At 71.6% G+C, this 24,767-nt stretch carries 21 protein-coding genes and 2 pseudogenes; 8 read left to right on the top strand and 15 right to left on the bottom strand.

Annotated features, from left to right (window positions below):
• Positions 1 to 17: 17 nt before the first annotated feature.
• The 9 genes and pseudogenes from ACEXOX_RS34170 to ACEXOX_RS34130 form a co-directional block, all read right to left on the bottom strand.
• Positions 18 to 637: pseudogene (locus tag ACEXOX_RS34170) on the bottom strand (sugar phosphate nucleotidyltransferase); the annotation flags it as partial.
• 147 nt (positions 638 to 784) lie between these two features.
• Positions 785 to 1,816, bottom strand: coding sequence for a helix-turn-helix domain-containing protein (locus ACEXOX_RS34165; protein WP_406524779.1), 1,032 nt, complete (start codon positions 1,814 to 1,816; stop codon positions 785 to 787).
• Between the two features lie 179 nt (positions 1,817 to 1,995).
• Positions 1,996 to 2,448 (bottom strand): hypothetical protein, encoded by a 453-nt coding sequence (locus ACEXOX_RS34160; RefSeq protein WP_030017349.1) that lies wholly within the window; start codon positions 2,446 to 2,448, stop codon positions 1,996 to 1,998.
• A 244-nt stretch (positions 2,449 to 2,692) separates the two neighbouring features.
• Positions 2,693 to 4,108, bottom strand: coding sequence for an NAD(P)/FAD-dependent oxidoreductase (locus tag ACEXOX_RS34155; RefSeq protein ID WP_406524778.1), 1,416 nt, complete (start codon positions 4,106 to 4,108; stop codon positions 2,693 to 2,695).
• Positions 4,109 to 4,113: 5 nt separating this feature from the next.
• Positions 4,114 to 4,908 (bottom strand): ABC transporter permease, encoded by a 795-nt coding sequence (locus tag ACEXOX_RS34150; protein WP_406524777.1) that lies wholly within the window; start codon positions 4,906 to 4,908, stop codon positions 4,114 to 4,116.
• Positions 4,908 to 5,837, bottom strand: coding sequence for an ABC transporter permease (locus ACEXOX_RS34145; RefSeq protein ID WP_406524776.1), 930 nt, complete (start codon positions 5,835 to 5,837; stop codon positions 4,908 to 4,910). Before ACEXOX_RS34145 ends, ACEXOX_RS34150 begins: the two co-directional genes overlap by 1 nt.
• The gene (locus ACEXOX_RS34140; protein ID WP_406524775.1) at positions 5,834 to 6,982 is read right to left on the bottom strand and encodes an ABC transporter ATP-binding protein; all 1,149 of its coding nucleotides are present in this window, start codon (positions 6,980 to 6,982) and stop codon (positions 5,834 to 5,836) included. The genes ACEXOX_RS34145 and ACEXOX_RS34140 overlap by 4 nt, the downstream gene beginning before the upstream one ends.
• Positions 6,983 to 7,115: 133 nt before the next feature.
• Entirely contained in the window at positions 7,116 to 8,363 is a 1,248-nt protein-coding gene (locus ACEXOX_RS34135; protein ID WP_406524774.1) for a spermidine/putrescine ABC transporter substrate-binding protein, read from the bottom strand.
• 58 nt (positions 8,364 to 8,421) lie between these two features.
• Positions 8,422 to 9,939, bottom strand: coding sequence for a gamma-aminobutyraldehyde dehydrogenase (locus tag ACEXOX_RS34130; protein WP_406524773.1), 1,518 nt, complete (start codon positions 9,937 to 9,939; stop codon positions 8,422 to 8,424).
• Positions 9,940 to 10,170: 231 nt separating this feature from the next.
• Between ACEXOX_RS34130 and ACEXOX_RS34125 the strand changes: the two genes are divergently transcribed.
• Entirely contained in the window at positions 10,171 to 10,899 is a 729-nt protein-coding gene (locus ACEXOX_RS34125) for an NADAR family protein (RefSeq protein WP_406524772.1), read from the top strand.
• Here ACEXOX_RS34125 and ACEXOX_RS34120 read toward each other — a convergent pair.
• Positions 10,896 to 11,573: a DUF4190 domain-containing protein gene (locus ACEXOX_RS34120; RefSeq protein ID WP_406524771.1), complete on the bottom strand. Its 678-nt coding sequence runs from the start codon at positions 11,571 to 11,573 to the stop codon at positions 10,896 to 10,898. The two genes, ACEXOX_RS34125 and ACEXOX_RS34120, sit on opposite strands and share 4 nt — an antisense overlap.
• 443 nt (positions 11,574 to 12,016) lie before the next feature.
• Between ACEXOX_RS34120 and ACEXOX_RS34115 the strand changes: the two genes are divergently transcribed.
• Both ACEXOX_RS34115 and ACEXOX_RS34110 read left to right on the top strand, forming a co-directional pair.
• Positions 12,017 to 13,039, top strand: coding sequence for an adenosine deaminase (locus ACEXOX_RS34115; protein ID WP_406524770.1), 1,023 nt, complete (start codon positions 12,017 to 12,019; stop codon positions 13,037 to 13,039).
• Positions 13,040 to 13,074: 35 nt separating this feature from the next.
• Positions 13,075 to 13,788 (top strand): glycerophosphodiester phosphodiesterase, encoded by a 714-nt coding sequence (locus tag ACEXOX_RS34110; RefSeq protein ID WP_406526558.1) that lies wholly within the window; start codon positions 13,075 to 13,077, stop codon positions 13,786 to 13,788.
• Positions 13,789 to 13,819: 31 nt separating this feature from the next.
• Here ACEXOX_RS34110 and ACEXOX_RS34105 read toward each other — a convergent pair whose 3' ends face one another.
• Positions 13,820 to 14,353 (bottom strand): HXXEE domain-containing protein, encoded by a 534-nt coding sequence (locus ACEXOX_RS34105; RefSeq protein ID WP_406524769.1) that lies wholly within the window; start codon positions 14,351 to 14,353, stop codon positions 13,820 to 13,822.
• A gap of 127 nt (positions 14,354 to 14,480) precedes the next feature.
• Here ACEXOX_RS34105 and ACEXOX_RS34100 point away from each other — a divergent pair, with 127 nt between their 5' ends.
• A complete protein-coding gene (locus ACEXOX_RS34100) occupies positions 14,481 to 15,431 on the top strand; it encodes a hypothetical protein (RefSeq protein ID WP_406524768.1) in 951 nt (316 codons plus the stop codon).
• A 64-nt stretch (positions 15,432 to 15,495) separates the two neighbouring features.
• Here the strand turns inward: ACEXOX_RS34100 and ACEXOX_RS34095 are convergent, their stop codons facing one another.
• The 4 genes from ACEXOX_RS34095 to ACEXOX_RS34080 form a co-directional block, all read right to left on the bottom strand.
• A complete protein-coding gene (locus ACEXOX_RS34095) occupies positions 15,496 to 16,590 on the bottom strand; it encodes an ImmA/IrrE family metallo-endopeptidase (RefSeq protein WP_406524767.1) in 1,095 nt (364 codons plus the stop codon).
• A gap of 72 nt (positions 16,591 to 16,662) precedes the next feature.
• Positions 16,663 to 17,322: a hypothetical protein gene (locus ACEXOX_RS34090; protein ID WP_406524766.1), complete on the bottom strand. Its 660-nt coding sequence runs from the start codon at positions 17,320 to 17,322 to the stop codon at positions 16,663 to 16,665.
• 149 nt (positions 17,323 to 17,471) lie between these two features.
• On the bottom strand, positions 17,472 to 18,656 hold the full coding sequence (locus ACEXOX_RS34085; RefSeq protein WP_406524765.1) for a spermidine/putrescine ABC transporter substrate-binding protein: 1,185 nt from the start codon (positions 18,654 to 18,656) through the stop codon (positions 17,472 to 17,474).
• A gap of 119 nt (positions 18,657 to 18,775) precedes the next feature.
• The gene (locus ACEXOX_RS34080; RefSeq protein ID WP_406524764.1) at positions 18,776 to 20,230 is read right to left on the bottom strand and encodes a gamma-aminobutyraldehyde dehydrogenase; all 1,455 of its coding nucleotides are present in this window, start codon (positions 20,228 to 20,230) and stop codon (positions 18,776 to 18,778) included.
• 179 nt (positions 20,231 to 20,409) lie between these two features.
• Here ACEXOX_RS34080 and ACEXOX_RS34075 point away from each other — a divergent pair, with 179 nt between their 5' ends.
• The 4 genes and pseudogenes from ACEXOX_RS34075 (at position 20,410) to ACEXOX_RS34060 (ending at position 24,647) form a co-directional block, all read left to right on the top strand.
• Positions 20,410 to 20,883: an Lrp/AsnC family transcriptional regulator gene (locus tag ACEXOX_RS34075; RefSeq protein WP_003980199.1), complete on the top strand. Its 474-nt coding sequence runs from the start codon at positions 20,410 to 20,412 to the stop codon at positions 20,881 to 20,883.
• A gap of 2 nt (positions 20,884 to 20,885) precedes the next feature.
• The gene (locus ACEXOX_RS34070; RefSeq protein WP_406524763.1) at positions 20,886 to 22,247 is read left to right on the top strand and encodes an aspartate aminotransferase family protein; all 1,362 of its coding nucleotides are present in this window, start codon (positions 20,886 to 20,888) and stop codon (positions 22,245 to 22,247) included.
• 476 nt (positions 22,248 to 22,723) lie between these two features.
• Positions 22,724 to 23,454, top strand: a pseudogene (locus ACEXOX_RS34065) (ABC transporter ATP-binding protein).
• Positions 23,436 to 24,647 (top strand): hypothetical protein, encoded by a 1,212-nt coding sequence (locus ACEXOX_RS34060; RefSeq protein WP_406524762.1) that lies wholly within the window; start codon positions 23,436 to 23,438, stop codon positions 24,645 to 24,647. The pseudogene ACEXOX_RS34065 and the gene ACEXOX_RS34060 overlap by 19 nt, the downstream one beginning before the upstream one ends.
• Positions 24,648 to 24,767 lie beyond the last annotated feature (120 nt).

The following is a 24,767-nucleotide window of genomic DNA, read 5'->3' as shown; positions in this document are numbered from 1 at the left end:
TGGCCGCGTAACTGGCGAGCGCCCGCGGTGATCAGCCGCTGCACGGCGTCGGTGATCTCCCGTTCGCCGCACGGCCCCGGCCCGGTCGCGGCCACCGCGCGGTGCACCGCGGCGGTGAAGAAGTAGACGCCGACCAGCGCGAGGTCGCTGCGCGGCCGCTGCGGCTTCTCCGTCAGCCGCACCACCGCGCCGTCCGCGCCGGTTCGGCGACGCCGGACCGGCGCGGATCGGGCACCGTCTGGACCGCCGGCTGCGCGGCCGGACGGCGGGCGGCGAATTTCGCGGCGAGCGTGCCGACCCCGTCGGGCAGCACGGTGTCGCCGAGGTACAGCACGACATCCTCCGCGCCGAGGAATTCCCGGCCGAGGGCCACGCAGTGCGCCAGCCCCAGGGGCTGTTCCTGGCGCAGATACGTGAGTCGTACGCCGAGATCCGCGCCGTCGCCGAAAGCCGCCGCGATGTGCCGGTCCCGGGCGCACAGGGCGATGCCGATGTCGGTGATCCCGCAGTCCCGGATGTTTTCCAGGACGTGCCGCAGAACCGGCTTGCCCGCAATCGGGATCAATTGCTTGGGCATCGAGTACGTGAATGGGCGGAGCCGGGTTCCCGTCCCGCCGGACAACACCAGAGCCTTCATGAGCGGGAGTGTCGGACCGGCCGTCGTACGGGAAAAGGGGCGGCCGGTGGACCGAACCGGCCGTGTCCCTTTCGGTCCACGGCCGGGCCCCGCGGCGACGGACAGGGAAAACCGGCCGGTGCGCTGCCACCGGCCGGCCTTTCCGCTTCACGCGGTGCGCCGCGCCTCGGGGGACGACGCCGGCAGATAGCCCAGCTGGGCGGCGAGCACCCCGGCCTGGAACCGGCTGCGCGCCTTCATCCCCGTCATGGCGTCGGTGGCGATCCGGCGTGCCGTCCGGGCCGAGACGCCCAGCCGCCGGGCGACCGTGGCGTCCGTGTGGCCCTCGGCGAGCAGTTGCAGCGCGGCGAGGTGCTGCCGGGTGAAGCCGTCCGCCGCGCGGCGGGACGGCGGTGGGCCCAGCCGTTCCGCCGCTGCCCACACGGCGTCGAACAGCGTGCTCAGCGCGGCCACGACGCCCGGCACCCGTACGGCGACGGCGGCCTCCGTGGCGCCCTCGCCGGCCGTGAAGACGAGCGCGGAACGGTGGTCGACGACGACCATGCGGGTGGGGAGTACGGCGGCGGTACGGACCTCGGCGCCGGCCGCCGCCAGCCGTTCGGCGTGGGCCACGGCGTCCGGATCGTTGCGTGCGCTGTCGAGGCAGACGGTGCGTATCCGGATGCCGCGCGCGAGCAGGTCCTCGTGCAGGCGCGGGGACGCGGCGGACGACGGGTACGGCTGCCCGGCGGCGAACACCTGCAATTCCTCCTCGGCGAGGGTGCCGATTTCCCGTACGTGGTCGCTGATCCGGTCGGCTCCCATCACGCGGAACACCCCGTGGTCGGCGACGGAATGCTGGTGCGTGGCGAATTCGGAGACGAGCCGGGCGGCGGCCGCCCGGCTTTCCTCCACGCGCTGCTGCTGCGCGGCGAGTTCGGCCTGCTGCCGGGCGAGCAGAATGTCCATGCCCAGGCGCGGGCTCACCGCGTAGAGCCGCCCGGGGCGTTCCGTGGAAGGGTGCGCCAGGGCGAGACCGGCCAGCCGGCCGAGGGCCCGCTCGGCCTCCTGCCCGGTCATTCCCGTACGGGCGGCCAATTCCGCCGCCGAGGCGTGCGGGTGGGCCAGCAGGGCGCGGTAGACCGATTCCGTCGCCGGTTCGACGCCCAGCCTTCCGAGAACGTACTCCGACGTGCGCATGATTCCCCCCTGAGATGCGGCACCTGACTACGACGGCGGGCGCCCCACGCGCCCGGCCCGCCGGGGAGCCCTGTCGGACGTCCCACCCGGGACCACGGATGCGGGGGCCGGACGACTCAACGCCGCGCCGGGGAAAGCGCGGCTGTGTCCTGTCTCACGGTGCTGCCGCGCCGGTTTTCTCACCGGTCACCGGCGAGCCGTGCGGCGGCCTCGTGCATCGCCAGTTCGAGCACGACCGGTTCGGTGAGCCGGCCGGTACCGTCCGGGACGACCAGCCAGCGCACCCCGCCGGTCGCCCGCCCCGGGTACGGCACCACGATCCAGCTGCCGTCGCCCGCGCCGCGCACGCCCGTGCCGAGCCAGCGCGCCGCGGTGCCCGGCGGCACGAAGAATCCCGTACGGGTGTCCCCGAAGTCCGCGAGGACCGGCCCCGGCAGCTCCAGTACGCGGGTCAGTACGTCCAGGGTCGGGCGCCCCAGGGCGCCGGGCACGATCAGCACGTCCCAGAGCCGGCCGGCCGGGAGCAGGGCGACCCCGAGGGGGTTGCGCTCCCATTCCCACCGGCAGGCGTCCGGGTCCGCTGCCGCCGTCACCAGCCACTCCACTGCGTTCTTCGCCCCCGCGGCGTCCATGTCTCCTCGCTTCCGCGGTCCCCTCGGACCGCTGTCCGCCCGGTGAGAGGCGGCGGAGGCGGCATCCTTACACGGGTTTGCCGGGGTTTTTCGCGGAAGACGGGAGCAGGCGGGGGCGCGGAGTGGTGTACCGGCGCGCAGGAGGGGCGGGCGGCGGGCCCCGGACGCCGGCCGGGTACGGAACGCGCCGGGGGCCCATGCGAACCCCATCCGGCCCCGGGACCTGCCAAGGCCCCCCGGCCCCTCAGCTGTCGAAGCCCAGCCCGGCCTTGTCCATCGCGCGCAGCCACAGGTTGCGCCGGCCGCCGTGGGTGTCGGCCCGCGTCATCGACCACTGCGTCAGCCCGATCCCGGCCCAGCGCAGCGGCTCCGGCGGGAACGGCAACGGCTTCCTGCGGACCATCTCCAGCTCGGTGCGTTCGGTCCGCTCCCCCGCCAGGAGGTCGAGCATCACCTCGGCCCCGAAGCGGGTGGCGCCCACGCCCAGGCCGGTGTACCCGGCGGCGTAGGCGACCCGCCCGGCGTGCGCGGTGCCGAAGAAGGCGGAGAAGCGCGAGCAGGTGTCGATGGCACCGCCCCAGGTGTGGGTGAAGCGCAGGCCCTCCAGCTGGGGGAAGCACTGGAAGAAGTGCCGGGCCAGCTTCTCGTACGTGGCGGGGCGGTGGTCGTATTCGGCCCGGACCGACGCGTTGAAGCGGTAGACGGCGTCGTAGCCGCCCCACAGGATGCGGTGGTCGGCGGTACGGCGGAAGTAGTGGAAGTGGTGGTTGCTGTCGGACAGGCCCTGGCGGCCCTGCCAGCCGATCGCCGCCTGCTGTTCGGCGGAGAGCGGCTCGGTCATCAGCACGTGGTCGTAGACGGGCACGACGTACGGGCGGACGCGGCGCACCAGGGACGGGAAGACGTTGGTGCCGAGGGCGATCCGGCGCGCGAAGACCCGGCCGTACGGGGTGCGGGCGGCCATGCCCACGCCGTCGGCGGCGAGGGCGGTGGCGGGCGTGTGCTCGTAGATCCGCACGCCGAGGTCCAGGCAGGCCTTCTTCAGCCCCCAGGCGAGGCGGGCCGGGTTGAGCATGGCGACGCCTGTACGGTTCCAGAGGCCGGCCAGGAACGTCGGCGAGACGACGTGCTCGCGCAGCGCCTCGCGGTCGAGGAATTCCACCCCGGGCAGGCCCAGTCGCGCGGCCTGTTCGGCGCCTTCCTTCAGCTCGGCGACCTGGTGGGGTTCGGTGGCGATGTCGATCTCGCCGGTGCGTTCGAAGGCGCAGTCGATGCCGTGGCGGGCGACGGTGCCCTCGATGGCGTCGAGGTTGCGGGCGCCCAGTTCCTCCAGCTTCGTCAGCTCGTCCGGCCAGCGGTCCAGGCCGTTGCCGAGGCCGTGGGTCAGGGAGGCGGCGCAGAAGCCTCCGTTGCGGCCGGACGCGGCCCAGCCGACCTCCTGGCCCTCCACGAGGACGACGTCGCGTCCGGGGTCGCGCTCCTTGGCGATCAGCGCGGTCCACAGTCCGGAGTAGCCGCCGCCGACGACGAGCAGGTCGGTGCGCTCGTCGCCGACGAGGGCGGGCAGGGCGGCGGGACGGTCCGCGTCGTCCAGCCAGAAGGAGACCGGTGCGGCGTCCGCGAGGGCATGGGCGGGGGTGGTCATGGCAGCTCGTGCCATGGTTCTCAGCTCCTCTTCCGGCGCCCGGAGAGCAGTTGCCCTCCCAGGACGCAGAGCACGGCGATGAGGAACATCGCCGTTCCGATGACGTTGATCTGAACGGGTGTGCCACGCTGCGCCGATCCCCAGACGAACATGGGGAACGTCACGGTGGAGCCGGCGTTGAAGTTGGTGATGATGAAGTCGTCGAAGGACAGCGCGAAGGAGAGCAGCGCGCCCGCCGCGATGCCGGGGGCGGCGATCGGCAGCGTCACGCGCAGGAACGTCTGAGCGGGGGACGCGTAGAGGTCCTGGGCCGCCTGTTCCAGGCGCGGGTCCATGCTCATGACGCGGGCCTTGACCGCCGTGACGACAAAACTCAGGCAGAACATGATGTGCGCGATCAGGATCGTCCAGAAACCGAAGCGGATGCCCATGTTGAGGAAGAGGGTGGCCAGCGAGGCGGCCATCACCACCTCGGGCATCGCCATCGGCAGGAAGATCAGGGTGTTGACGGCGGGCCGGGCCCGGAAGCGGTAGCGGGCCAGCGCGAAGGCGATCATGGTGCCCAGTACGGTCGCGCCGAGCGTCGCCCAGAGCGCGATCCGCAGGCTCAGGCCCAGCGACCCGCACAGGTCCGCGACGCCGCACGGATCGGCCCAGGCGTCCGCCGAGAAGCGCTGCCACGCGTAGTTGAAGCGGCCGTTGGGCTTGTTGAACGAGAAGACCAGGACGACGAGGTTGGGCAGGATCAGGTACCCGAGCGTGCCGAGGCCCGCGAGTACGACGAGGTGGCGGCGCAGCCACCGGAGCACGGCCATCAGACCAGGTCCTCCGTCCCGGACTTGCGGATGTAGAGCGTGACCATGGCGAGGATGGCCGCCATGAGGATGAAGGAGAGCGCGGCGGCGGTCGGGTAGTCCAGGACGCGCAGGAACTGCGACTGGATGACGTTGCCGATCATCTTCTGGTCGGTGGAACCGAGCAGTTCGGCGTTGATGTAGTCGCCCGCCGCGGGGATGAAGGTCAGCAGCGTGCCGGCCACCACCCCCGGCATGGACAGCGGGAACGTCACCCGGCGGAAGGTGGTGACCGGGCGCGCGTACAGGTCGCCGGCGGCCTCGTGCAGCCGGGGGTCGATGCGCTCCAGCGAGGTGTAGAGCGGCAGCACCATGAACGGCAGGAAGTTGTACGTCAGGCCGCAGACCACCGCCAGCGGCGTGGCCAGCACCCGCTGCCCCTCGGTCAGCCCGAGCCAGCTGGTCACGTCCAGGACGTGCAGCGAGTTCAGTACGCCGACCACCGGGCCGCCGTCCGCCAGGATCGTCTTCCAGGCCAGCGTGCGGATCAGGAAGCTGGTGAAGAACGGGGCGATGACCAGGACCATCACCACGTTGCGCCAGCGGCCCGCTTTGAAGGCGATGAGGTACGCGAGCGGGTAGCCCAGGACCAGGCAGAGCACGGTCGCGGTGGCCGCGTAGCCGACCGAGCGCAGGAACTGCGGCCAGTACGCGCCGAGCGCGTCCCAGTAGGCGGCGAAGTGCCAGGTGACCTCGAAGCCCTCTTCGAGGGAGCCGGTCTGCACCGACGTGGACGCCTGGTAGACGAGCGGGGCGGCGAAGAAGACGACCAGCCACAGGATGCCGGGGAGCAGCAGCCAGTACGGGACGAGCCGCTTGCGCGTGCCGCGTGCCCGGGCCTCGGGCGCGTCCGCGGAGGCGGGTGGTGGCGCCTCGGTGGTCGTCGTCATGCCGTCTCCTCGCCGGTGTCCGCGTCGGCCCCGATGTCCTGGGAGGCGTCCAGGCCGAAGGTGTGCGCGGGGTTCCAGTGGAGGACGACCTCGGCGCCGGGCGCCAGGCGCGCGTCGCGTTCCACGTTCTGCTCGTAGACGGCGAGGCGCCCGGCGCCCGGGGTCTCGACGACGTACTGCGTGCTGACGCCGAGGAACCCGGCGTGGGCGATGCGGCCGGTCAGCCGGTTACGGCCGTCGGCGATCGTGCCGGCGTCGTCGGCGTGCGCGAGGCTGATCTTCTCCGGCCGTACGCCCGCGAGGACCGTGCCGCCGGTACGGGCCGCGGTGCGACATCGTCCGGCGGGCAGCCGCAGCTTGCTGCCGCCCGCGGTGAGCAGCAGGTCGTCGCCGCCGGCCGTCACCACCTCGGCCTCGATGAGGTTGGAGGTGCCCAGGAAGTTGGCGACGAAGGTGGTGCCGGGGTTCTCGTACAGGTCGGCGGGGGCGCCGAGCTGCTCGACCCGGCCGCCGTTCATCACCGCGACCGTGTCGGCCATGGTCATGGCCTCCTCCTGGTCGTGGGTGACGTGCACGAAGGTGATGCCGACCTCGGTCTGGATGCGTTTGAGTTCGAGCTGCATCTGGCGGCGCAGCTTGAGGTCGAGGGCGCCGAGCGGCTCGTCCAGGAGGAGCACCTGCGGGTGGTTGATCAGAGCGCGGGCCACCGCGACGCGCTGCTGCTGGCCGCCGGAGAGCTGCTTGGGGCTACGGCGCGCCATCGGACCGAGTTCGACCAGGTCGAGCATCTCCTCGACCTGTTTCTTCACGGATTTGATGCCGCGGCGGCGCAGGCCGAACGCGATGTTCTCGAAGATGTCCAGGTGCGGGAAGAGCGCGTAGTTCTGGAAGACGGTGTTGACCGGGCGCTTGTACGGGGGCAGCGCGGTGATGTCCCGGCCGTCCAGCTCGACGGTGCCGGCGGACGGGTCCTCCAGGCCCGCGATCATGCGCAGGGTGGTGGTCTTGCCGCAGCCGGAGGCGCCCAGCAGCGCGAAGAAGGAGCCCGCCGGGACCGTCAGGTCGAGCGGGTGGACGGCGGTGAAGGAGCCGTACGTCTTGCTGATCCCGGAGAGGCGGACGTCGCCACCGGAGGTCTGTGTCATGGGTGGTCCCGTGGGTCGGAGGGCGGGGCTGGGGCGGTCCGGAGGCGGACCCGGGCGGGCCGGTCCGTCGCCTTTCCAGGCACCGGGGCGGTGCCGGGTCCTGTTCAGGAGGCGGGCCGGGCTCGGAGCCTTCTCAGGCACCCGTCAGATCGGCGAATTTCTGGGCGAATTCCTTGCTCTCCCCGGCATTCAGGGCCCGGAAGGAATGCGACCTGGCGGCCATCTCCCGGTCCGGGAGGATCAGCGGATTGTCCGCCAGGTCCCGGTCGATCTTCGCCAGTTCCTCGCGTACCCCGTCGACCGGGCACACGTAATTGATGTACGCCGCGATCCGCGCCGCCACCTTCGGCTCGTAGCAGTAGTCGATGAGACGCTCGGCGTTCTTCTTGTGCCGGGCCCGGTTCGGCACCATCAGATTGTCGGTCGACGTCATGTATCCGGCCTTCGGCACGGCGTACTTGATGTCCGGGTTGTCCTGCTGCAACTGGACGACGTCCCCGGCCCAGGCCACGCAGGCGGCGAGATCGCCCTTGCTGAGGTCGTTGATGTAGTCGTTGCCGGTGAAACGGCGGATCTGCTTGCCGTCCACGCCCTTCTGCAGCCGGGCGACGGCCGCGTCGAAATCGTCGGCCGTGCAGTCCTCGGGCCGCTTTCCCATGTCCAGGAGCGTCAGTCCGACGCTGTCCCGCATCTCCGAGAGGAATCCGACCCGCCCCTTGAGCTGAGGATCGTCGAGCAATTGGCTGACGGAATCGACCGTGCGCCCCTCGGTGGCCTTCGCGTTGTACGCGATGACCGCCGGAATGCCCGTCCAGGGATAGGAATGGGCCCGGCCGGGGTCCCAGTCCGGAGCGCGGAACTGCCGCGCGAGGCGGTCGGACGCGTGCGGAAGATTCCCCTGGTCCAACCGCTGGATCCAGCCCAGCGAGATCATCCGCGCGCACATCCAGTCCGTCAGCACGATCAGGTCCCGGCCGGTGTCCTGACCGGCGGCGAGCTGTGCCTGGACCTTGCCGAAGAACTCGTCGTTGTCGTTGATGTCCTCGGTGTACTTCACCGTGATCCCGGTACGGCGGGTGAAGGCGTCCAGGGTCGGCCGGCGGCTGCCGTCGTCGCCGACGTCCAGGTACTCCGTCCAGTTGGAGAAGACGACACGTTTCTCCTGCCCGGAGTGGTCCACGGACCGTCCGGCGTCCGTACGGCCCGCTGGCGGGATGCCGCAGGCCGACAGCGCGCCGAGACCGCCGAGCGCGAGCGCCCCCGCCCCGGACGCGCGCAGCAGCGACCGCCGGGTCATGGCCATCCGGCCGTCGGTGAGGCTGCGCCGTACGGCGGCGAGTTCGGGCGGCGACAGGCTCCCGGGCTGCTGACTGTCCTCCATGCGCGGTGCCCTTTCCTGATGAGCCCGGTGGTCAGCCGGTGACGATGGCCGTTCCGCGTCAGGCGCGGTCCCCGAAGACGGTCCGGTGCCAGTCCTTCCTCGCGGCCCCGGTGTTGTCGTACATGACGTGCTTGACCTGCGTGTAGTCCTCGAAGGAGTACGCGGACATGTCCTTGCCGAAGCCACTGGCCCGGTAGCCGCCGTGCGGCATCTCGCTGACGATCGGGATGTGGTCGTTGACCCAGACGCAGCCCGCCTTGATCTCGCGGGTGGCGCGGCCGGTGCGGTACACGTCCCGGCTCCAGGCGGAGGCCGCCAGGCCGTACGGGGTGTCGTTGGCGAGCGCGATGCCCTCGTCGTCGCTGTCGAAGGGCAGTACGACCAGCACCGGGCCGAAGATCTCCTGCTGTACGGCCTCGCTGTCCTGCGCGGCGCCCGTGAGGAGCGTGGGCCGGTAGTACGCGCCCTTGGCCAGGTCGCCCTGGGGCGCCTCGCCGCCGGTGACGACGGTGGCGTAGGACCGGGCGCGCTCGACGAGACCGGCGACCCGGTCGCGCTGGGTGTGCGAGACGAGCGGGCCGAGATCGGTGGCGGGGTCGAACGGGTCGCCGAGCCGTACGGTCGCCATCAGGTCGGCGACGCCGCCGACGAACGCGTCGTACAGCGGGCGCTGTACGTAGGCGCGGGTGGCGGCGGTGCAGTCCTGACCGGAGTTGATCAGGGCGCCGGCCACCGCGCCGTGCACCGCCGCCTCCAGGTCGGCGTCGTCGAAGACCACGAAGGGCGCCTTGCCGCCGAGTTCGAGGTGCAGCCGTTTGACGGTGCTCGTGGCGATCTCGGCGACCCGCTTGCCGACCGCCGTCGAGCCGGTGAAGGAGGTCATGGCGACGTCGGGGTGGGCGACCAGGTGCTCGCCGGCCTCCCGGCCAGCGCCGGAGACGATGTTGAGCACGCCGTCCGGGATGCCCGCCTCGGTGGCCGCCTGCGCGAACATCAGGGAGGTCAGCGGCGTGATCTCGGCGGGCTTCAGGACGATCGTGTTGCCCGCGGCGATGGCCGGCAGCACCTTCCAGGCCGCCATCTGGAGCGGGTAGTTCCACGGCGCGATCGAGCCGACGACGCCGATGGGCTCGCGGCGGACCACGGAGGTGTGGTCGGGGCTGTACTCCCCCGCCGACCTGCCCTCCAGGTGCCGCGCGGCGCCCGCGAAGAAAGCCGCGTTGTCGACCGAGCCCGGTACGTCGAACTCCTCGCTGAGCTTGACCGGCTTGCCGCACTGCAGCGACTCGGCGTACGCCAGCTCGCCGGCCCACTCGCCCAGGACGGCGGCGAAGCGGTGCAGGGCGTCCGAGCGCTCGCCCGGGGTCGCGCCCGCCCAGCCGGGGAAGGCGTCCGCCGCGGCCCGTACGGCCGTGTCCACGTCCGCCGTCGAGGCCAGCCGGTAGCTGAACACCTGCTCGCCGGTGGCCGGATCGACCACCTGCTGGCCGCGGCCGGAACTGCCGTCCCGGAGCTCGCCGGCGAAGTACTGCGCGCCCTCGGCGAAACGTTCGTGCACGTCGAATCGCTGAACCATGGTGCTCTCCTCCGCCGGGCGCCGGGGCCGCTCGGCGGCACACCCAGGCGTAGCTCTTTCCGGAATTGATGGCTGATCTTGACAGAGGGGCAGGGCCTCAACAAGTGATTCCGTTGTTGCCTTTTGGTTACGCGACGGATTCTGCGATTTCCATCGTGGGGCACCCCGACACGTTGTCAGTGCCCGCTGACAGAATCCCGGCATGATGCACGACGGCACGGGGGTACGGGGATGAACGAGGCAGTGGGACAGGGCGGGGCAGGCGCGGCGGAGACCGGGGCCGGCACCGTGGAGATCGGGGCGGGCCCGGTGGGGGCGGCCCCTGCCGGGGCCGACGGGCCGCGGTCGGTGGCGGAGTTGACCGCCGGGACGGCCGCGGGAAAGCGGCACACATACATCTTCTTCTGGGGCCACGCGCCACGCCGCGACGGGCAGCTCGGCGCGAGTTGCTTCAGCCAGTGGTGGCCCGCTCCGTTCACGGTCGACGGCGTGCGGTACGCCACCGCCGAGCACTGGATGATGGCCTGCAAGGCCCGGCTGTTCGGCGACCCCGAGGCGGAGCGGCGGGCGGTGTCCGCCACCCACCCGAAGCAGGCGAAGGACGCCGGCCGCTCGGTGCGCGGCTTCGACCCCGCGGAGTGGGAGCGGCACCGCTTCGGGTTCGTGGTCGAGGGCAACGTCCACAAGTTCGGCCAGGACCCCGCCCTGCGCGACTACCTGCTCGGCACCGGCTCCCGCGTCCTCGTCGAGGCCAGCCCGATGGACCGGATATGGGGCATCGGCCTGGCCGCCGACGACGAGCGCGCACCGGACCCGGCACGCTGGCGCGGCCTCAACCTGCTCGGCTTCGCCTTGATGGAGGCGCGCCAGCGGCTGGCCGCGGAAGCGGAGAAGGCGACGGTGACAGGAGCGGGGACAGGGACAGGGACGGGGACGGGGGTGGCGTCCGCGAAGGACTAGGCGGAGACGACGAGCCGGCCGCGGGGGTGCGCCGACAGGGCGGGGACCGCGGTCGGGTCGGCGGACACGGCCTCGAAGGTGCGCGGGCCGGGGGCGGGCGCGGCTTGGTACGTGTCCGGACCGTCGTCGTCGGCACCGGAGCCGCCGGAGGAGCCGCCGCCGGAGCCGCCGCCGGAGGTCGAGCCGCCGGAGCTGTCACCGTAGTAGCCGGGGTACCACGGGTCGTCGTCGCCCGGGTCGGTGGCGTACGCCATCACGACCCAGCAGAGCATGACCCCGCTCAGCAGCAGCGCCACACCGCCCAGCACCATCCCGGCCAGCGCGCTCCCGCCGTTGTCCGCCTCGCCCCTGGACACCTTCCCGCGTCCGAGAGCGCCGAAAATGATCGCGAGCACACCGAGGAGGACGCCGAACACGATCGTGAAGCAGAGGGTGGCACCGACGATCCCGAGGACGAGAGCGGCCGTGCCGTAACCGTTGCTCGGCCCGGCAGGCGCCCAGTACGGCTGGTAGCCGGACGGCAGGTGCTGCCCCGGGTTGCCGCCGGGGTACGGCGCAACGCCCGGGCCGGAGGGGCCGTAAGGGGGCTGGGCAGCGCCGTAGGGAAGCTGGGTGGTGCCGTCCGGGGCTTCGGGCTGCTGCCCGTCCGCCCCGGCGCCGGATATGGGCGGCACTCCGGAACCGGAGGGACCGGGAGGCGTGTCCGCACCCACCGTCCCCGGCGCGGGTGGCGGCGGCGGAACGTCGTACCGGCCGCCCGGAGCCACCGGCTTGCTCAGCACGTCGGAACCGTTCGGGCCCCCGGACGCAGCGGGCCCGTCCGCGGCGCCCGAAGCACTCGCCCCGCCCGCAGTGCCCGCCCCGCCCGCAGTACCCGAAGCGCTCACCGGCGGCGCGGGCCGCGGGCTCCGGTTCTCCGGCGGCGCCCACGGGTCGTGCGGCTCGGGCTGCTCACGGTCGGACATCGACATCCCCACATTCCCCCCACGGTCACGGTCCGCCCATGCTAAGACCTGCTCCGTTCCGCCAAGACCTGCGCCGTTCGGGCGGCCGGGGCCCGCATACGATGGCCACCGTCCGCAGCACGCCCAGCTCGCCCCTCGACCAGGAGGAACCGTTGTCCGATCTCGACGCCTTCATCGCCGGACTGCCCAAGGCGGAGCTGCACGTCCACCACGTCGGATCGGCGTCCCCCCGCATCGTCGCCGAGCTGGCCGCCCGCCACCCGGACTCCGCGGTCCCCACCGACCCCGAGGCGCTCACCGACTACTTCACCTTCCGCGACTTCGCCCACTTCATCCAGGTCTACCTCTCCGTCGTGGACCTCATCCGGGACGCCACGGACGTCCGGCTGCTGACGTACGAGGTCGCCCGTGACATGGCGCGGCAGAACATCCGCTACGCCGAGCTGACCGTCACCCCGTACAGCTCCACCCGTCGCGGCATCCCCGACGAGGCGTTCGTCGAGGCCATCGAGGACGCGCGGCGGGCGGCGGAGACCGAGCTGGGCGTGGTGCTGCGCTGGTGCTTCGACATCCCCGGCGAAGCCGGACTGGACGCGGCCGAGGAGACCACGCGGATCGCCTGCGACCTGCGGCCGGAGGGCCTGGTCTCGTTCGGGCTCGGCGGCCCGGAGATCGGCGTGCCGCGCCCGCAGTTCAAGCCGTACTTCGACCGCGCCATCGCCGCGGGCCTGCGCTCGGTCCCGCACGCCGGCGAGACCACCGGCCCGCAGACCGTCTGGGACGCGCTGACCGACCTGCGCGCCGAGCGGATCGGGCACGGCACCAGTTCCGTCCAGGACCCGAAGCTGCTGGCCCACCTCGCCGAGCACCGCATCCCGCTGGAGGTCTGCCCGACCTCGAACATCGCCACCCGCGCCGTGCGCACCCTCGACGAGCACCCGCTCAAGGAGATGGCCGACGCGGGGGTGCTGGTGACGATCAACAGCGACGACCCGCCGATGTTCGGCACCGATCTGTGCCTGGAGTACGGGGTCGCCGCGCGCCTGCTGGACCTCGACGCCGCCGGGGTCGCCGCCCTGGCCAAGAACGCCGTCGAGGCGTCGTTCATGGACGTCGCCGCCAAGGCGGCGCTGGCCGCGGAGATCGACGACTACACCGCGACGTGGCCGCGGTGAGGGCCGGACGCCACGCCCCGGCCTCGCCGCGGGCGCTGTCGGCCCGTCCGGCCGCACCGGCGTCCGCCACCGGGCGGCGGGTCGCGGTCATCGGTCACCGCGGCGCCCCGTACGACCACCGCGAGAACACCCTCGCCTCGCTCGGCGCCGCGCTCGCAGCGGGCGCCGACGCGGTCGAGATCGACGTACGGCTGACCGCCGACCGGGTGCCGGTCCTGCTGCACGACCCGACGCTGGAACGCCTGTGGGGCCACGACCGCCGGCTCTCCTCGCTGACGTACGCCCAGGTGGACGAGGTCACGGCGGGCGGTGTGCCCACACTGCGCGCCGCCCTCGCCCTCACCGCCGAGTACCCGTCCGCCCGCGCCCTGATCGACCTCCCGGACCCGGCGGCCGCGAAGTCCGCCGTCGGCGAGGTCCACGAGTCCGGCGCCGCCGACCGCGCGTACTACTGCGGCGGCGGCCTGTCCATGCTGGCCGTCCGCGCTGCCGATCCGGCCGCCGAACTGGCCCTGTCCTGGTCCCGTACGGCCCCGCCCCGCCCCGAACTGCTGGCCCGCGTCCGCCCCCGCTGGCTGAACTACCACTTCGGCCTCATCACCCCTGACCTGGTCGAACGGGCCCACGGCGACGGCTACCTGTGTGCCGCCTGGACCACCGACACGCCCCGCGCCGCGCGCCGCCTCCAGCGCGCGGGCGTCGACGCCGTCACGACCAACCGGGTGGCCGCCGTACGCGCCGCGCTCTGACGCGTACGGGTCCGGCCCCCGGCCCGTCGGCTCAGCGCTTCACCAGCCGCCGCGCCACGAAGTGGGACAGCGCCGTGGCCGCTCCGGCCAGGGCCAGCCCGCTCACCACTCCGCGCGCGTCCGTGGGCCGGAGGCGCCCCGCGCGCCGCAGCCTGCCGCGTGCCCACACGGCGTACGGGATGACGATCAGCGGTGAGGTGACCGAGCCGGGCGTGTAACCGCGTACGGCCACGGCCTGCGCGAGGTGGACCAGGCCGTGCAGCCCGAACCCGTCCACCGCACCCTGGAAGAAGGCCGACCGGCCGCCGGTGCGGTGCCCGCGCGCCGAGGCGGCGGCCACGATCACCGCCACGGCGCCCACCGCGACCGTGAACTCCCGCTGATCGACACCCTCCAGCACAGTCCAGAGCCGCTCCGGCGCCCCGGAAAACCGTTCCCGCAGCTCCGGCAGGTGCTCCCGTATCCACCGTGGCCCGAAGGCCACCTCCTCCGCGTCGTGCAGCGCCCAGGCAGCGAGCAGTCCGAACGTGACAGCGGGGCTCATGTCCTGCGTGATCTCCGACATGACCGCCGAGTCTGCCACGGCCCCAAATCCCGCCCCCACCCGGCCACATGCACACCCTCTTGACCTTCTCACGGTGTCAAGCAGTCCACTGAGGAACGCCCCCTCCCGCCCCTCACCGAGGACTGCCATGCTCACCTACATCGGCTCCGGCCCGTACTGCTACAGCAATTCCCTGGCGATGATGCTCGGCCCCGACGCCGCCCCGCCGACCGCCGTCATCGAAACCCTCACCGGCTCCCCGTTCGGCGTCCAGCTCATCGGCGGCACCATGCCCCTGTTCGACCCGTACGGCTGGGACCCGGAGCGCGGTCTGGACGCCGCCGTATCGGCGCTCGGCCTGCACTGCGTACGCGAGGCGGGCGGTACCGAGGACGAGGCACTGACCCGCCTGCGCGCCGCCTGCGCGGAAGGCCCCGTCCTGGCCGGCCCGCTGGAGATGGGTCTGCTCCGGTACCAGCACGGCTCCGGCACCGCGATCGGCGCCGACCACTACGTGGTCGTCCTCGCGGTCGAGAACAACACCGTCCTCCTCCACGACCCGCACGGCCACCCCTACGCGACCCTCCCCACCCCGGCGTTCGCCGCCGCCTGGCGCGCGGAGACGGTGCCGTACACCGACGACACCTACGTGATGCGCTCCGCCTTCGCCCAAGAGCGGACCGTAGACCCGGCGGACGCCCTCCGACAGTCCCTACCCGGCGCCGTACGGTGGCTGGCCGGCCGCGACGACCTGCCGGTCCCGCCGGGAACGCTGGGCGGAGCCGCCGCGCTCGAAGCCCTCGCAGACCAGGTCGCCGAGGGCGGCCTGCCCTCCGAAACCCGCGACCTGCTCGCTTCCTTCGCCGTCCAGGTCGGCGTCCGCCGCCTCCACGACGCAGCGGCATGCCTGAGCCCTCTGGGCCTGACCACCCCAGCCGCCCTACTGGCCGAACAGTCCCGCATCCTCGGCAGTTTGCAGTACCCCGCCGCCTCCGGCGACAACCAAGCGCTGGAAGCAGTCCTGCGACAACTCGCCCCCACGTACGAGCGACTGCGAGCGACCCTGGAGGAAGCGGTCGTGCAGGGCACATCCCGTTGAACGCACGTACGACAGGAGCCCTTGTCGTCGCTCCGGCACAGGGGCACGAACCGTGACGCCGTCTTCAACGCACGAGGCTCAGAGCGCTCTTGGCCCGGGGATCGCCAGCTCTTTCTCCCTCGCCCTCCACGGTCGCCACACTCAGCCCGAACAGCATTTCCGCCATCTCGTCCGCTCCGACTCCGAGCTGATCGGCCACATCGCCGAGGCGAATGCCCTTGGACCAGAGCCCTTGGAAGACCTTGGTCAGGATCTGCGACGTCTCCCGCTTCTTCAGACCTTGCGGTTCGTCGGTGCGATATCCACGTGCGCTCAGTTCCGCGCAGGTCGAGCGATACTGCCAGTCGGTGAGAAGCCCCAGGTCGCGCATACGGTACGTCAGCGCCATGGCCGAGACTTTCCAGATCCGCTTGCCCTCCAGGACCTGATCGACGCGGGCACCCGCCGGCATGTGACCGAGCACGCCGGCGGCCGGCATGAGGAATGCGCTGGCAAAGTCGTTCGCCTGCCGTTCAGCCCCTGGGCCGGTGCACAGGCGTTCACCGCTGCCGTGCATGACCAGATGTCCCAGCTCGTGGGCGGCGTCGAATCTGCCACGTTCGACGGTCTTCATCACGTTCAGGAAGACGAACGGAACTCTGCCCCGCCACACCGCGAACGCATCCACCTCCAACGAGTCCGGCGGCAGCGAGAAAACCCGGACACCGTGCGCCTCGAGCAGGTGCACCATGTTCGGCGCCGGAGCATTGCCCAGCTCCCAGCGGGTGCGCACCATCTCCGCGGCCGTCTCGGGGTCCGGCTTGCCGAGCGAGGGCAGATCAGGCTCGGGCAGACGAAAACGCTCGTCGATCCACTCGTACAGCTGTGCCGCGAGCGTGCCGGCGGCACGGGCGGAGTCCAGGACACGGGGCGGTGTCTTGGTACGGGCGCGCCAGGAGATGCCCTCCGCCGGCAGTTCGTCGATGTCCGGCCCGCTGAAGAACTGCTCGGGAAAATCGAGCGCGCCGGCGAGCCGCCGGACGGTGGACGGCCGGGGTGCCGTACGGCCTGTCTCATAGTTCGACAGGCTCTGCAGGGACACTCCGGCACGGACGGAGAGATCTGCGAGGGTCAGTCCCCGGCGCTTCCGGGCCAGCGTGATGCGTGATGGGGTCACCATGGTGGACTGCCTCGTAGGGTCGGTGGTGCAGGGTGCGGCACTGTGAGAACAGTGCCGCACCGGGACGGGCTCTCAGCGGAACGGCACCGGGATGTCGATCTCGCCACCCCCATCTTCGTGCGGCGGTTCGATTCCGTCCATTTCGAGGACCGGCAGAAGGATGCGCCGCTTCCACTCCGAGACGTAACCGTCGACGACCTCGCCGGGCAGTGACAGTTCGTTGTGGACGTGGACTTTGTCACCGACCGCGATGCGGCGCGACACGAGGAACCAGACCTGAAGGTGGTCGGCCTCCTCAGAACTCAGGACGACCTCGTTCCGACGGCACAGCGAGAACAGCTCCAGCTGCGCGGCGTTGTCCTCGGCGACCCGTTTCGTGGCCGCGCCACGACGGCGCACGTTCCGGGGCAGGCACGCCCGCTCACCCGTCGCCCCGTCACCGCTCATGACACCGAAGGCAACCGTCCTGTCAGGGTTGCAGACCAGTTCCAGATGGTCGTGCAGAAGCCGTTTCCATCCCTCGTGCTGGATGTGCATCTCACGAATGATCCGGACGTGTTCCTGATACGCCCTGGTGCCGGCGGTATTCGCCGGGTGGTTCCGCGTCGCGGACCGGCGGGCGATCTCTCCGGCCCGCAAGGCCGGATGCAGGTACTCCAGCTTGGTGCCGAGAGCAGCAAGCTGCGCGCGACAGCCATCAGGCTCGGGTACAGCGACAGGAAGGACAGCCATTCAGCCTCCGGGCTCGGTGGACTCCGACTCGATCTTATATAAACGCCACCGCAGAAGCGGCCTCGTTCTTATAAGCGTCGCATCGTACGGCCGCGTTACAGACGGGAACTGACGGGCTATCAGTGGTTCCGCACAACGCCCCCACCGCCTCAAAGCCCCACGATCCCATTCCACTCCTTCGCGAACGCCGGGCGTTCCTTGGAGGTGATGTCGCGGGCGATGGCCAGTCGCTTGCGCAGGGCGCCTTCCGGGAAGACCAGCGGGTCCTCGGCCAGTGCGGCGCGTTCCTCGTCCTTGGAGGAGGCGAGGACGTCCCGCGCGGCCGGCACCGGGCAGACGTAGTTGACCCAGACGGCCAGTTCGGCGGCGATCTCCGGCCGGTAGTAGAAGTCGATCAGCTGTTCCGCGTTGCGTTTGTGCTCGGCGCGGCCGGGGATCATCAGGCTCTCCGCCCACAGTTCGGCGCCCTCCTGCGGCACCACGAACTCGATGTCCGGGTTGTCCTGTTTGAGCTGTGCGACGTCGCCCGAGTACGCCTGCGCCGCGAGCACGTCCCCCGAGGCCAGGTCCTTGATGTAGTCGTTGCCGGTGAAGCGCCGGATGTGTTTCTTGTCCACGAGGCGGCGGATGCGTTCCGTCATCCGGTGGAAGTCGGTCTCCGTCCAGCGCGTGATGTCGACGCCGTCGCCCTGCATGAGCATCGCGAAGGACTCGTCCAGACCGGACAGCAGCGTCACCCGCCCGCGCAGGTCGTCCTTCCACAGGTCGGCGGTGTGCTGGATCTCCCGGCCGAGCTTCTTGCGGTTGTACGCGATGCCGGTGATGCCCGACTGCCAGGGGACGCTGTGCTTGCGCCCGGGGTCGAAGTGCGGGGTGCGCAGCAGCGGGTCGAGGTGGCGCGCGACGTTGGGCTGCCGGGAGCGGTCCATCTCCTGCACCCAGCCGAGGCGTACGAAGCGGCCGCACATCCAGTCGCTGATGACGATCAGGTCGCGGCCGGTCGGCCGGCGGTTCATCAGGGCGGGGCTGATCTTGCCGAAGAACTCGTCGTTGTCGTTGATCTCCTCGGTGTATGTCACCGAGACGCCGGTGTGCTGCTCGAACACCTCCAGCGTCGGCCGCCGCCGCTGGTCGCGCTCGTCCACGTCGATGTAGAGCGGCCAGTTGGCGAAGGTCAGGCGCCGGTCGCGGGCCGAGCGGTCGGGGGCCGCGCGGTCGCCGGGGGCGACGTACGCGGCGGGCACTCCGCACCCGGCCACCAGCGCGGCCAGCGCCCCGGCCGCTCCCGTACCGACCGTGCCCCGAAGCAGCGAACGCCGCGATAGTTCAGCCATGGCGAGCACTCTCACGCGCCGTGGGCGGCGGGGGCAAGCGACAGAACGTCGCCTGCCGGGGCGCTGCCCACGACGGAGTGACGGGCGGCACAGCGCGGTGTGCCGCCCGGCGGACGGACTCAGCCGTTCAGCGACGTCATCACGTGCTTGACGCGCGTGTAGTCCTCGAAGCCGTAGCCCGAGAGGTCCTTGCCGTAACCGGACTTCTTGAACCCGCCGTGCGGCATCTCGGCGACCAGCGGGATGTGGGTGTTGATCCACACGCAGCCGAAGTCCAGCTTCTTGGACATCCGCATGGCCCGCGCGTGGTCCTTGGTCCACACCGACGAGGCCAGCGCGTACTCCACACCGTTCGACCACTCGACGGCCTGGTCCTCGTCCCGGAAGGACTGGACGGTGATGACCGGGCCGAAGACCTCCTGCTGGACGATCTCATCGTCCTGCTTCAGGCCGGAGACGACGGTCGGGGCGTAGAAGTAGCCCTTCTCGCCGACCTGGTGGCCGCCCGCCTCGATCTTGGCGTGCGCGGGCAGGCCGTCGATGAAGCGCTTGACCTGCGCCAGCTGGTTGGCGTTGTTCAGCGGCCCGTAGAACACGTCCTCGTCGTCCACCGCGCCGGTCTTGGTGTCGGCGGCGGCCTTGGCGAGCGCGGTCACGAACTCGTCGTGGATGGACTCGTGGACGAGCACCCGGGTCGCGGCCGTGCAGTCCTGGCCCGCGTTGAAGTAGCCGGCCTCCGAGATGCCCGCGACCGCCTTGGCGATGTCGGTGTCCTCGAAGACCACGACCGGCGCCTTGCCGCCCAGCTCCAGGTGGACCCGCTTGAGGTCCTTGGCCGCGGACTCGGCGACCTGCATACCGGCCCGTACGGAACCGGTGATCGAGGCCATCGCCGGGGTCTTGTGCTCGACCATCAGACGGCCGGTGTCACGGTCGCCGCAGATGACGTTGAAGACGCCGCGGGAGTGGCCCAGCTCGTCCAGCACGCCGCCGATGATCTCGGCGATCAGCACGGTCGAGGCGGGCGTGGTGTCGGAGGGCTTGAGGACGACGGTGTTGCCCGCGGCCAGCGCCGGGGCGAACTTCCACACCGCCATCATCATGGGGTAGTTCCACGGCGCGACCTGCGCGCAGACGCCGACCGGCTCACGGCGGACGATGGACGTCAGACCGTCCATGTACTCGCCCGCGGCGCGGCCCTCCAGCATCCGGGCGGCGCCCGCGAAGAAGCGGATCTGGTCCACCATCGGAGGGATCTCCTCCGAGCGGACGAGCGCGACGGGCTTGCCGCAGTTCTCCGACTCGGCGGCGATCAGTTCCTCGGCCCGCTCCTCGAAGCGGTCGGCGATCTTGAGCAGGACCTTCTGGCGCTCGGCGGGCACCAGGTCGCGCCAGGCGGGGAACGCGGCCTCGGCGGCGGCCATCGCGGCGTCGACGTCCGCGGCGGCGGACAGCGGAGCGGTGGCGTACGCCTCACCCGTGGCCGGGTCGACCACCTCCGTGGTCCGCCCGTCGGCGGCGTCCCGGAACTCCCCGTCGATGTAGTTGCGCAGCCGACGCAGTTCGGTGGTCACGAGCGACCCCTCCTAGTCAGGTGTCCAGTGCTTGAGATGCCCACCCTAGCCAGGAAGTCAACGTTTTCGACATACCCGTCAAGGGTGAACGACGAAATCAGTGGCGTCGGGATCCACAGACAACTGATTTCATCGCATCGGGGTTGCGGGACTGACGAGGCTCGTGCAGAGTGAGGGATGTGGCCACTCGTGACAGAAACGGCACCCAGTCGATCGACTCCGTCTCCCTGGCGATCATCGAGCAGCTCCAGGAGGACGGCCGTCGTCCGTACGCCGCGATCGGCAAGGCCGTCGGCCTGTCCGAGGCGGCGGTGCGGCAACGCGTACAGAAACTGCTCGACCAAGGCGTGATGCAGATCGTCGCGGTCACCGACCCCCTCACGGTCGGCTTCCGGCGGCAGGCGATGGTCGGGATCAACGTCGAAGGCGACCTCGACCCGGTGGCCGACGCCCTGACGGCCATGGAAGAGGTCGAGTACGTCGTCATGACCGCGGGCTCCTTCGATCTCCTCATCGAGATCGTCTGCGAGGACGACGACCACCTGCTGGAAATGATCAACAAGCGGATCCGCACGCTGCCCGGCGTCCGGACGACCGAGAGCTTCGTCTACCTCAAGCTCCGTAAGCAGACCTACACCTGGGGAACCAGATAGCCATGACCGCTGACCTCTCGAAGACGGCCTACGACCACCTGTGGATGCACTTCACCCGCATGTCGTCGTACGAGAACGCCCCCGTGCCGACGATCGTGCGCGGCGAGGGCACGAACATCTACGACGACAAGGGCAAGCGCTACATCGACGGTCTGGCCGGCCTCTTCGTCGTCCAGGCCGGCCACGGCCGCGCCGAACTCGCCGAGACCGCGCTCAAGCAGGCCCAGGAACTGGCCTTCTTCCCCATCTGGTCGTACGCCCACCCCAAGGCCGTCGAGCTGGCCGAGCGGCTGGCCCACTACGCGCCCGGCGACCTGAACAAGGTCTTCTTCACCACCGGCGGCGGCGAGGCCGTCGAGACCGCGTGGAAGCTGGCCAAGCAGTACTTCAAGCTCACCGGCAAGCCCGCCAAGCACAAGGTCATATCGCGCGCGGTGGCCTACCACGGCACCCCGCAGGGCGCCCTGTCCATCACCGGACTGCCGGGCCTCAAGGCCCCGTTCGAGCCGCTGGTCCCCGGCGCGCACAAGGTCCCGAACACCAACATCTACCGGGCGCCGCTCTTCGGCGACGACCCGGAGGCGTTCGGCCGCTGGGCCGCCGACCAGATCGAGCAGCAGATCCTCTTCGAGGGCCCGGACACCGTCGCCGCCGTCTTCCTGGAACCGGTGCAGAACGCGGGCGGCTGCTTCCCGCCCCCGCCCGGCTACTTCCAGCGGGTCCGCGAGATCTGCGACCGGCACGACGTGCTGCTCGTCTCCGACGAGGTCATCTGCGCCTTCGGCCGCCTCGGCACGATGTTCGCCTGCGACAAGTTCGACTACGTACCGGACATGATCACCTGCGCCAAGGGCATGACCTCGGGCTACTCCCCCATCGGCGCCTGCATCATCTCCGACCGGCTGGCCGAACCGTTCTACAAGGGCGACAACACCTTCCTGCACGGCTACACCTTCGGCGGCCACCCGGTCTCCGCCGCCGTCGCCTGCGCCAACCTCGACATCTTCGAGCGCGAGGGCCTCAACCAGCACGTGCTGGACAAGGAGGACGCCTTCTTCTCGACCCTGAAGAGGCTCCACGACCTGCCCATCGTCGGTGACGTCCGCGGCAACGGGTTCTTCTACGGCATCGAACTCGTCAAGGACAAGACCACGAAGGAATCGTTCAACGACGAGGAGACCGAGCGCGTACTGTACGGCTTCCTCTCCAAGGCCCTCTTCGAGAACGGTCTGTACTGCCGTGCCGACGACCGCGGCGACCCGGTCGTCCAGCTCGCCCCGCCGCTCATCGCCGACCAGCCGGTCTTCGACGAGATCGAGCAGATCCTGCGCGGCACGCTGACGGAGGCGTGGGCGAAGCTCTGACACGTGCGGAACGGCGGGCGCGGGCCCGGGGCCGAGGAGCGTGCGAAGAAAGGCCGCAACCTCGCCCCGGGCCCGCGGTCCGGTCCGGGTCTCCGGGCTTGTCGCGTCCACCCGCCCACCTGCCGGTACGTGCGTGCCCGCTCAGCAGGCTCGCGCGCCCGCCCGCGATGCGCGCACGGCCCCGGACTCACGGTCCCGTACGCCCTCCGAGCAGGCGCGGCCCCCGGGCGAGCGCGGGCTCCGGGCGCCGGCCGCCCCTTCCCCCTGCGCACCCCGCATCTCCCGCGGCCCCTCCCCATTAGCCCTTCGCCCAGGTTCTTCATATAAGCGGCCATTTGAGTGAACCTGGGCCGTGGTGCGCGGCGAGCGCCGAATACCGAGGGTCGCCACTCCTTACCGTGCCAGTGACCGATACCCTCCATGGTCGTTCACCCGGTTGGGGGAACGATCGGACGCGACGAGCATGAGGTGCGCAGATGGTGGCCCCACCTGACAACGACGTTCTCTGGGCGCGCGGCCTGCACCACACATACGCCGGCTCCCCGCGCTCACCGGGGTTTCCCTCGGTGTCCGCGAGGGCGAGATCCTCGCCGTCACCGGTCCGCGCGGCTGCGGCAAGACGACTCTCCTGCGGTGCCTTTCCGGCCAACTTGCCCCGGACAGCGGCGAGATCTGGTTCAACAGTTCACCTGTGCACACGCTCTCCCCGCTCAGCCGTGAACGGCTGCGCCTGGACCGGTTCGGCTGGGTGGACACCGAACCGCACCTCGTCCCCGAACTGTCCGCCTGGGAGAACGCCGCCCTCCCCCTGCTGCTGCGCGGCGTCGGTCACCGCGAAGCCAAGCAGACCGCCGGCGAGTGGCTGGACCGCCTCGACGTGGGCCGCTGCGCCCGCCAACGCCCCGGCCGCCTCGACCAGTCCCAGCGCCAGCGCATCGCCGTCGCCCGCGCCCTGGCCTGCGCGCCGCGGGTCCTGTTCGCCGACGAGCCCACCGCGCCGCTGCACCGCGCCGACGCCGCCCAGGTCCTGCGCGCCATCACCACGGCTGCCCGCTCGCACGACATCACGGTCGTCCTCGCCACCCACGAGCCCGAGGCCGAGACCCTCGCCGACCGCACCGTGGCGCTCCTCGACGGCCGTCGCGTCGGCCCCAAGGCCCCCGCCCCCGAGAAGGAAAGCAGGGCAGAGTGCTCGCTCTCCGTCTGACCCTCGGGGCCCACCCCCTCGTCCTGCTGCGCCGCCTGCTCGTGGCCGCCGCCTCCGCGGGCACCGGCTTTCTCCTGCTGGCCGTCCTCGGTCATGCCGCCGCCCACCCGGCGTCGGCCGCGGACGCCTTCGTACGCCTGCTCTGGTGTGCCGTCCCGGTCGCGGCCACCACCCAGCTCGCCGTGTCCGCGGCCCGTACCGACCCCGCGACCCGGCCTCAACGGGGCATGTCCGCCGCCGGATTGGGGCCTGCCCGGCTGACCCTGATCGCCGCCACCTCCACCGCCGTCTCCTGTGTCCTGGGCAGCTTCTGCGCGCTGCTCGTGTTCCTGGCGCTCCGTGGCGATCTGGGCGGCGCGCCCGCCACCGATTCCGCCACCCGGCTCCTCGGCGCAGGCCACGCCCTCCCGCCGGCCGGCGCGTTGCTGCTGCTCGCCGTCGTCCCCCTGATCGCGTCGGGCACGACCGCGGTCGTCCTGCGCCCCCGCAAGGACGCCCGCGGCGGCCGGCGCGGCGCCCGGGCGGCCGCCGGAACCGGCGAGCCCCTCACGGCCATGGAGACCAACAGTTCGCGTTCCGCCATGCCCGCCGCGCTCCCGTGGGGGATCACCCTGACGGCGGCCGGCCTCGCCCTGGAGACCTACGTCAGCCGGGGCGCCGCCGACGCCGACGCGCTCCTCCCGTTGCCCGAACGCCTCGTCGGCAGCCCGCCGGGTGTCCTGGCGGGCTGGGCGCTGTCCACCCTCGGCCTGGTCCTGGCGGGCCCCGGTCTGACGCAGCTGTCCGGCCGGCTGCTCGCCGCCGGCCGCCCGGGCGCCGTCCGCCTCCTCGCGGGCCGGGTCCTCCAGGAGGAGTCCCGGCGCATCGGCCGTCCGCTCGGCGTGCTCTGCGCGGTCGCCTCCGGCACGTACGCGGCGGTGCGGGTGTACGAAGCCGCCCCCGCCCGGCCGCTCGGCCCCCTCACCGGGCTGGGCGCGGCCCTCGTCCTGGCCTGCGTCACCGCGAGCGCCCTCACGGCGGCCCTGGAAGCCCGCTGGGCCCGTACGCACACCACCGCCGCCCTGCGCCGCCTCGGTACGCCCCGCTCCCTCCTGCACCGCGCCGCCGCCCTCCGCGTCCTGGCCCTTCTTGCCGTCCTGGCCCCCTTGACCTGGGCCATCGCGGAACTCGCCGCTCTGCCCCTGCTTCCCTGACCGCTGACCTGCCACCGCGCCACCCGCCGTCCCGGCCCGCGCCGCCGGGCCCAAGCGCTCCCCACCGCGTCGCCCGCCGTCCCGGCCCTCACCGCCGGGCCCCGGCGCCGCCCGCCTACG

Source organism: Streptomyces sp. Ac-502, from assembly GCF_045222935.1.
Lineage (GTDB): Bacteria > Actinomycetota > Actinomycetes > Streptomycetales > Streptomycetaceae > Streptomyces > Streptomyces monomycini.
The sequence above is the reverse complement of the archived record's forward strand: the minus strand, read 5'-3'. Positions and strand labels throughout refer to the sequence as shown.

Coding starts and splice junctions, on each gene's coding strand:
- ACEXOX_RS34165 (WP_406524779.1), bottom strand. CDS start 1,816: ATGCGCACGTCGGAGTACGTTCTCGGAAGGCTGGGCGTCGAACCGGCG.
- ACEXOX_RS34160 (WP_030017349.1), bottom strand. CDS start 2,448: ATGGACGCCGCGGGGGCGAAGAACGCAGTGGAGTGGCTGGTGACGGCG.
- ACEXOX_RS34155 (WP_406524778.1), bottom strand. CDS start 4,108: ATGGCACGAGCTGCCATGACCACCCCCGCCCATGCCCTCGCGGACGCC.
- ACEXOX_RS34150 (WP_406524777.1), bottom strand. CDS start 4,908: ATGGCCGTGCTCCGGTGGCTGCGCCGCCACCTCGTCGTACTCGCGGGC.
- ACEXOX_RS34145 (WP_406524776.1), bottom strand. CDS start 5,837: ATGACGACGACCACCGAGGCGCCACCACCCGCCTCCGCGGACGCGCCC.
- ACEXOX_RS34140 (WP_406524775.1), bottom strand. CDS start 6,982: ATGACACAGACCTCCGGTGGCGACGTCCGCCTCTCCGGGATCAGCAAG.
- ACEXOX_RS34135 (WP_406524774.1), bottom strand. CDS start 8,363: ATGGAGGACAGTCAGCAGCCCGGGAGCCTGTCGCCGCCCGAACTCGCC.
- ACEXOX_RS34130 (WP_406524773.1), bottom strand. CDS start 9,939: ATGGTTCAGCGATTCGACGTGCACGAACGTTTCGCCGAGGGCGCGCAG.
- ACEXOX_RS34125 (WP_406524772.1), top strand. CDS start 10,171: ATGAACGAGGCAGTGGGACAGGGCGGGGCAGGCGCGGCGGAGACCGGG.
- ACEXOX_RS34105 (WP_406524769.1), bottom strand. CDS start 14,353: ATGTCGGAGATCACGCAGGACATGAGCCCCGCTGTCACGTTCGGACTG.
- ACEXOX_RS34100 (WP_406524768.1), top strand. CDS start 14,481: ATGCTCACCTACATCGGCTCCGGCCCGTACTGCTACAGCAATTCCCTG.
- ACEXOX_RS34095 (WP_406524767.1), bottom strand. CDS start 16,590: ATGGTGACCCCATCACGCATCACGCTGGCCCGGAAGCGCCGGGGACTG.
- ACEXOX_RS34090 (WP_406524766.1), bottom strand. CDS start 17,322: ATGGCTGTCCTTCCTGTCGCTGTACCCGAGCCTGATGGCTGTCGCGCG.
- ACEXOX_RS34085 (WP_406524765.1), bottom strand. CDS start 18,656: ATGGCTGAACTATCGCGGCGTTCGCTGCTTCGGGGCACGGTCGGTACG.
- ACEXOX_RS34070 (WP_406524763.1), top strand. CDS start 20,886: ATGACCGCTGACCTCTCGAAGACGGCCTACGACCACCTGTGGATGCAC.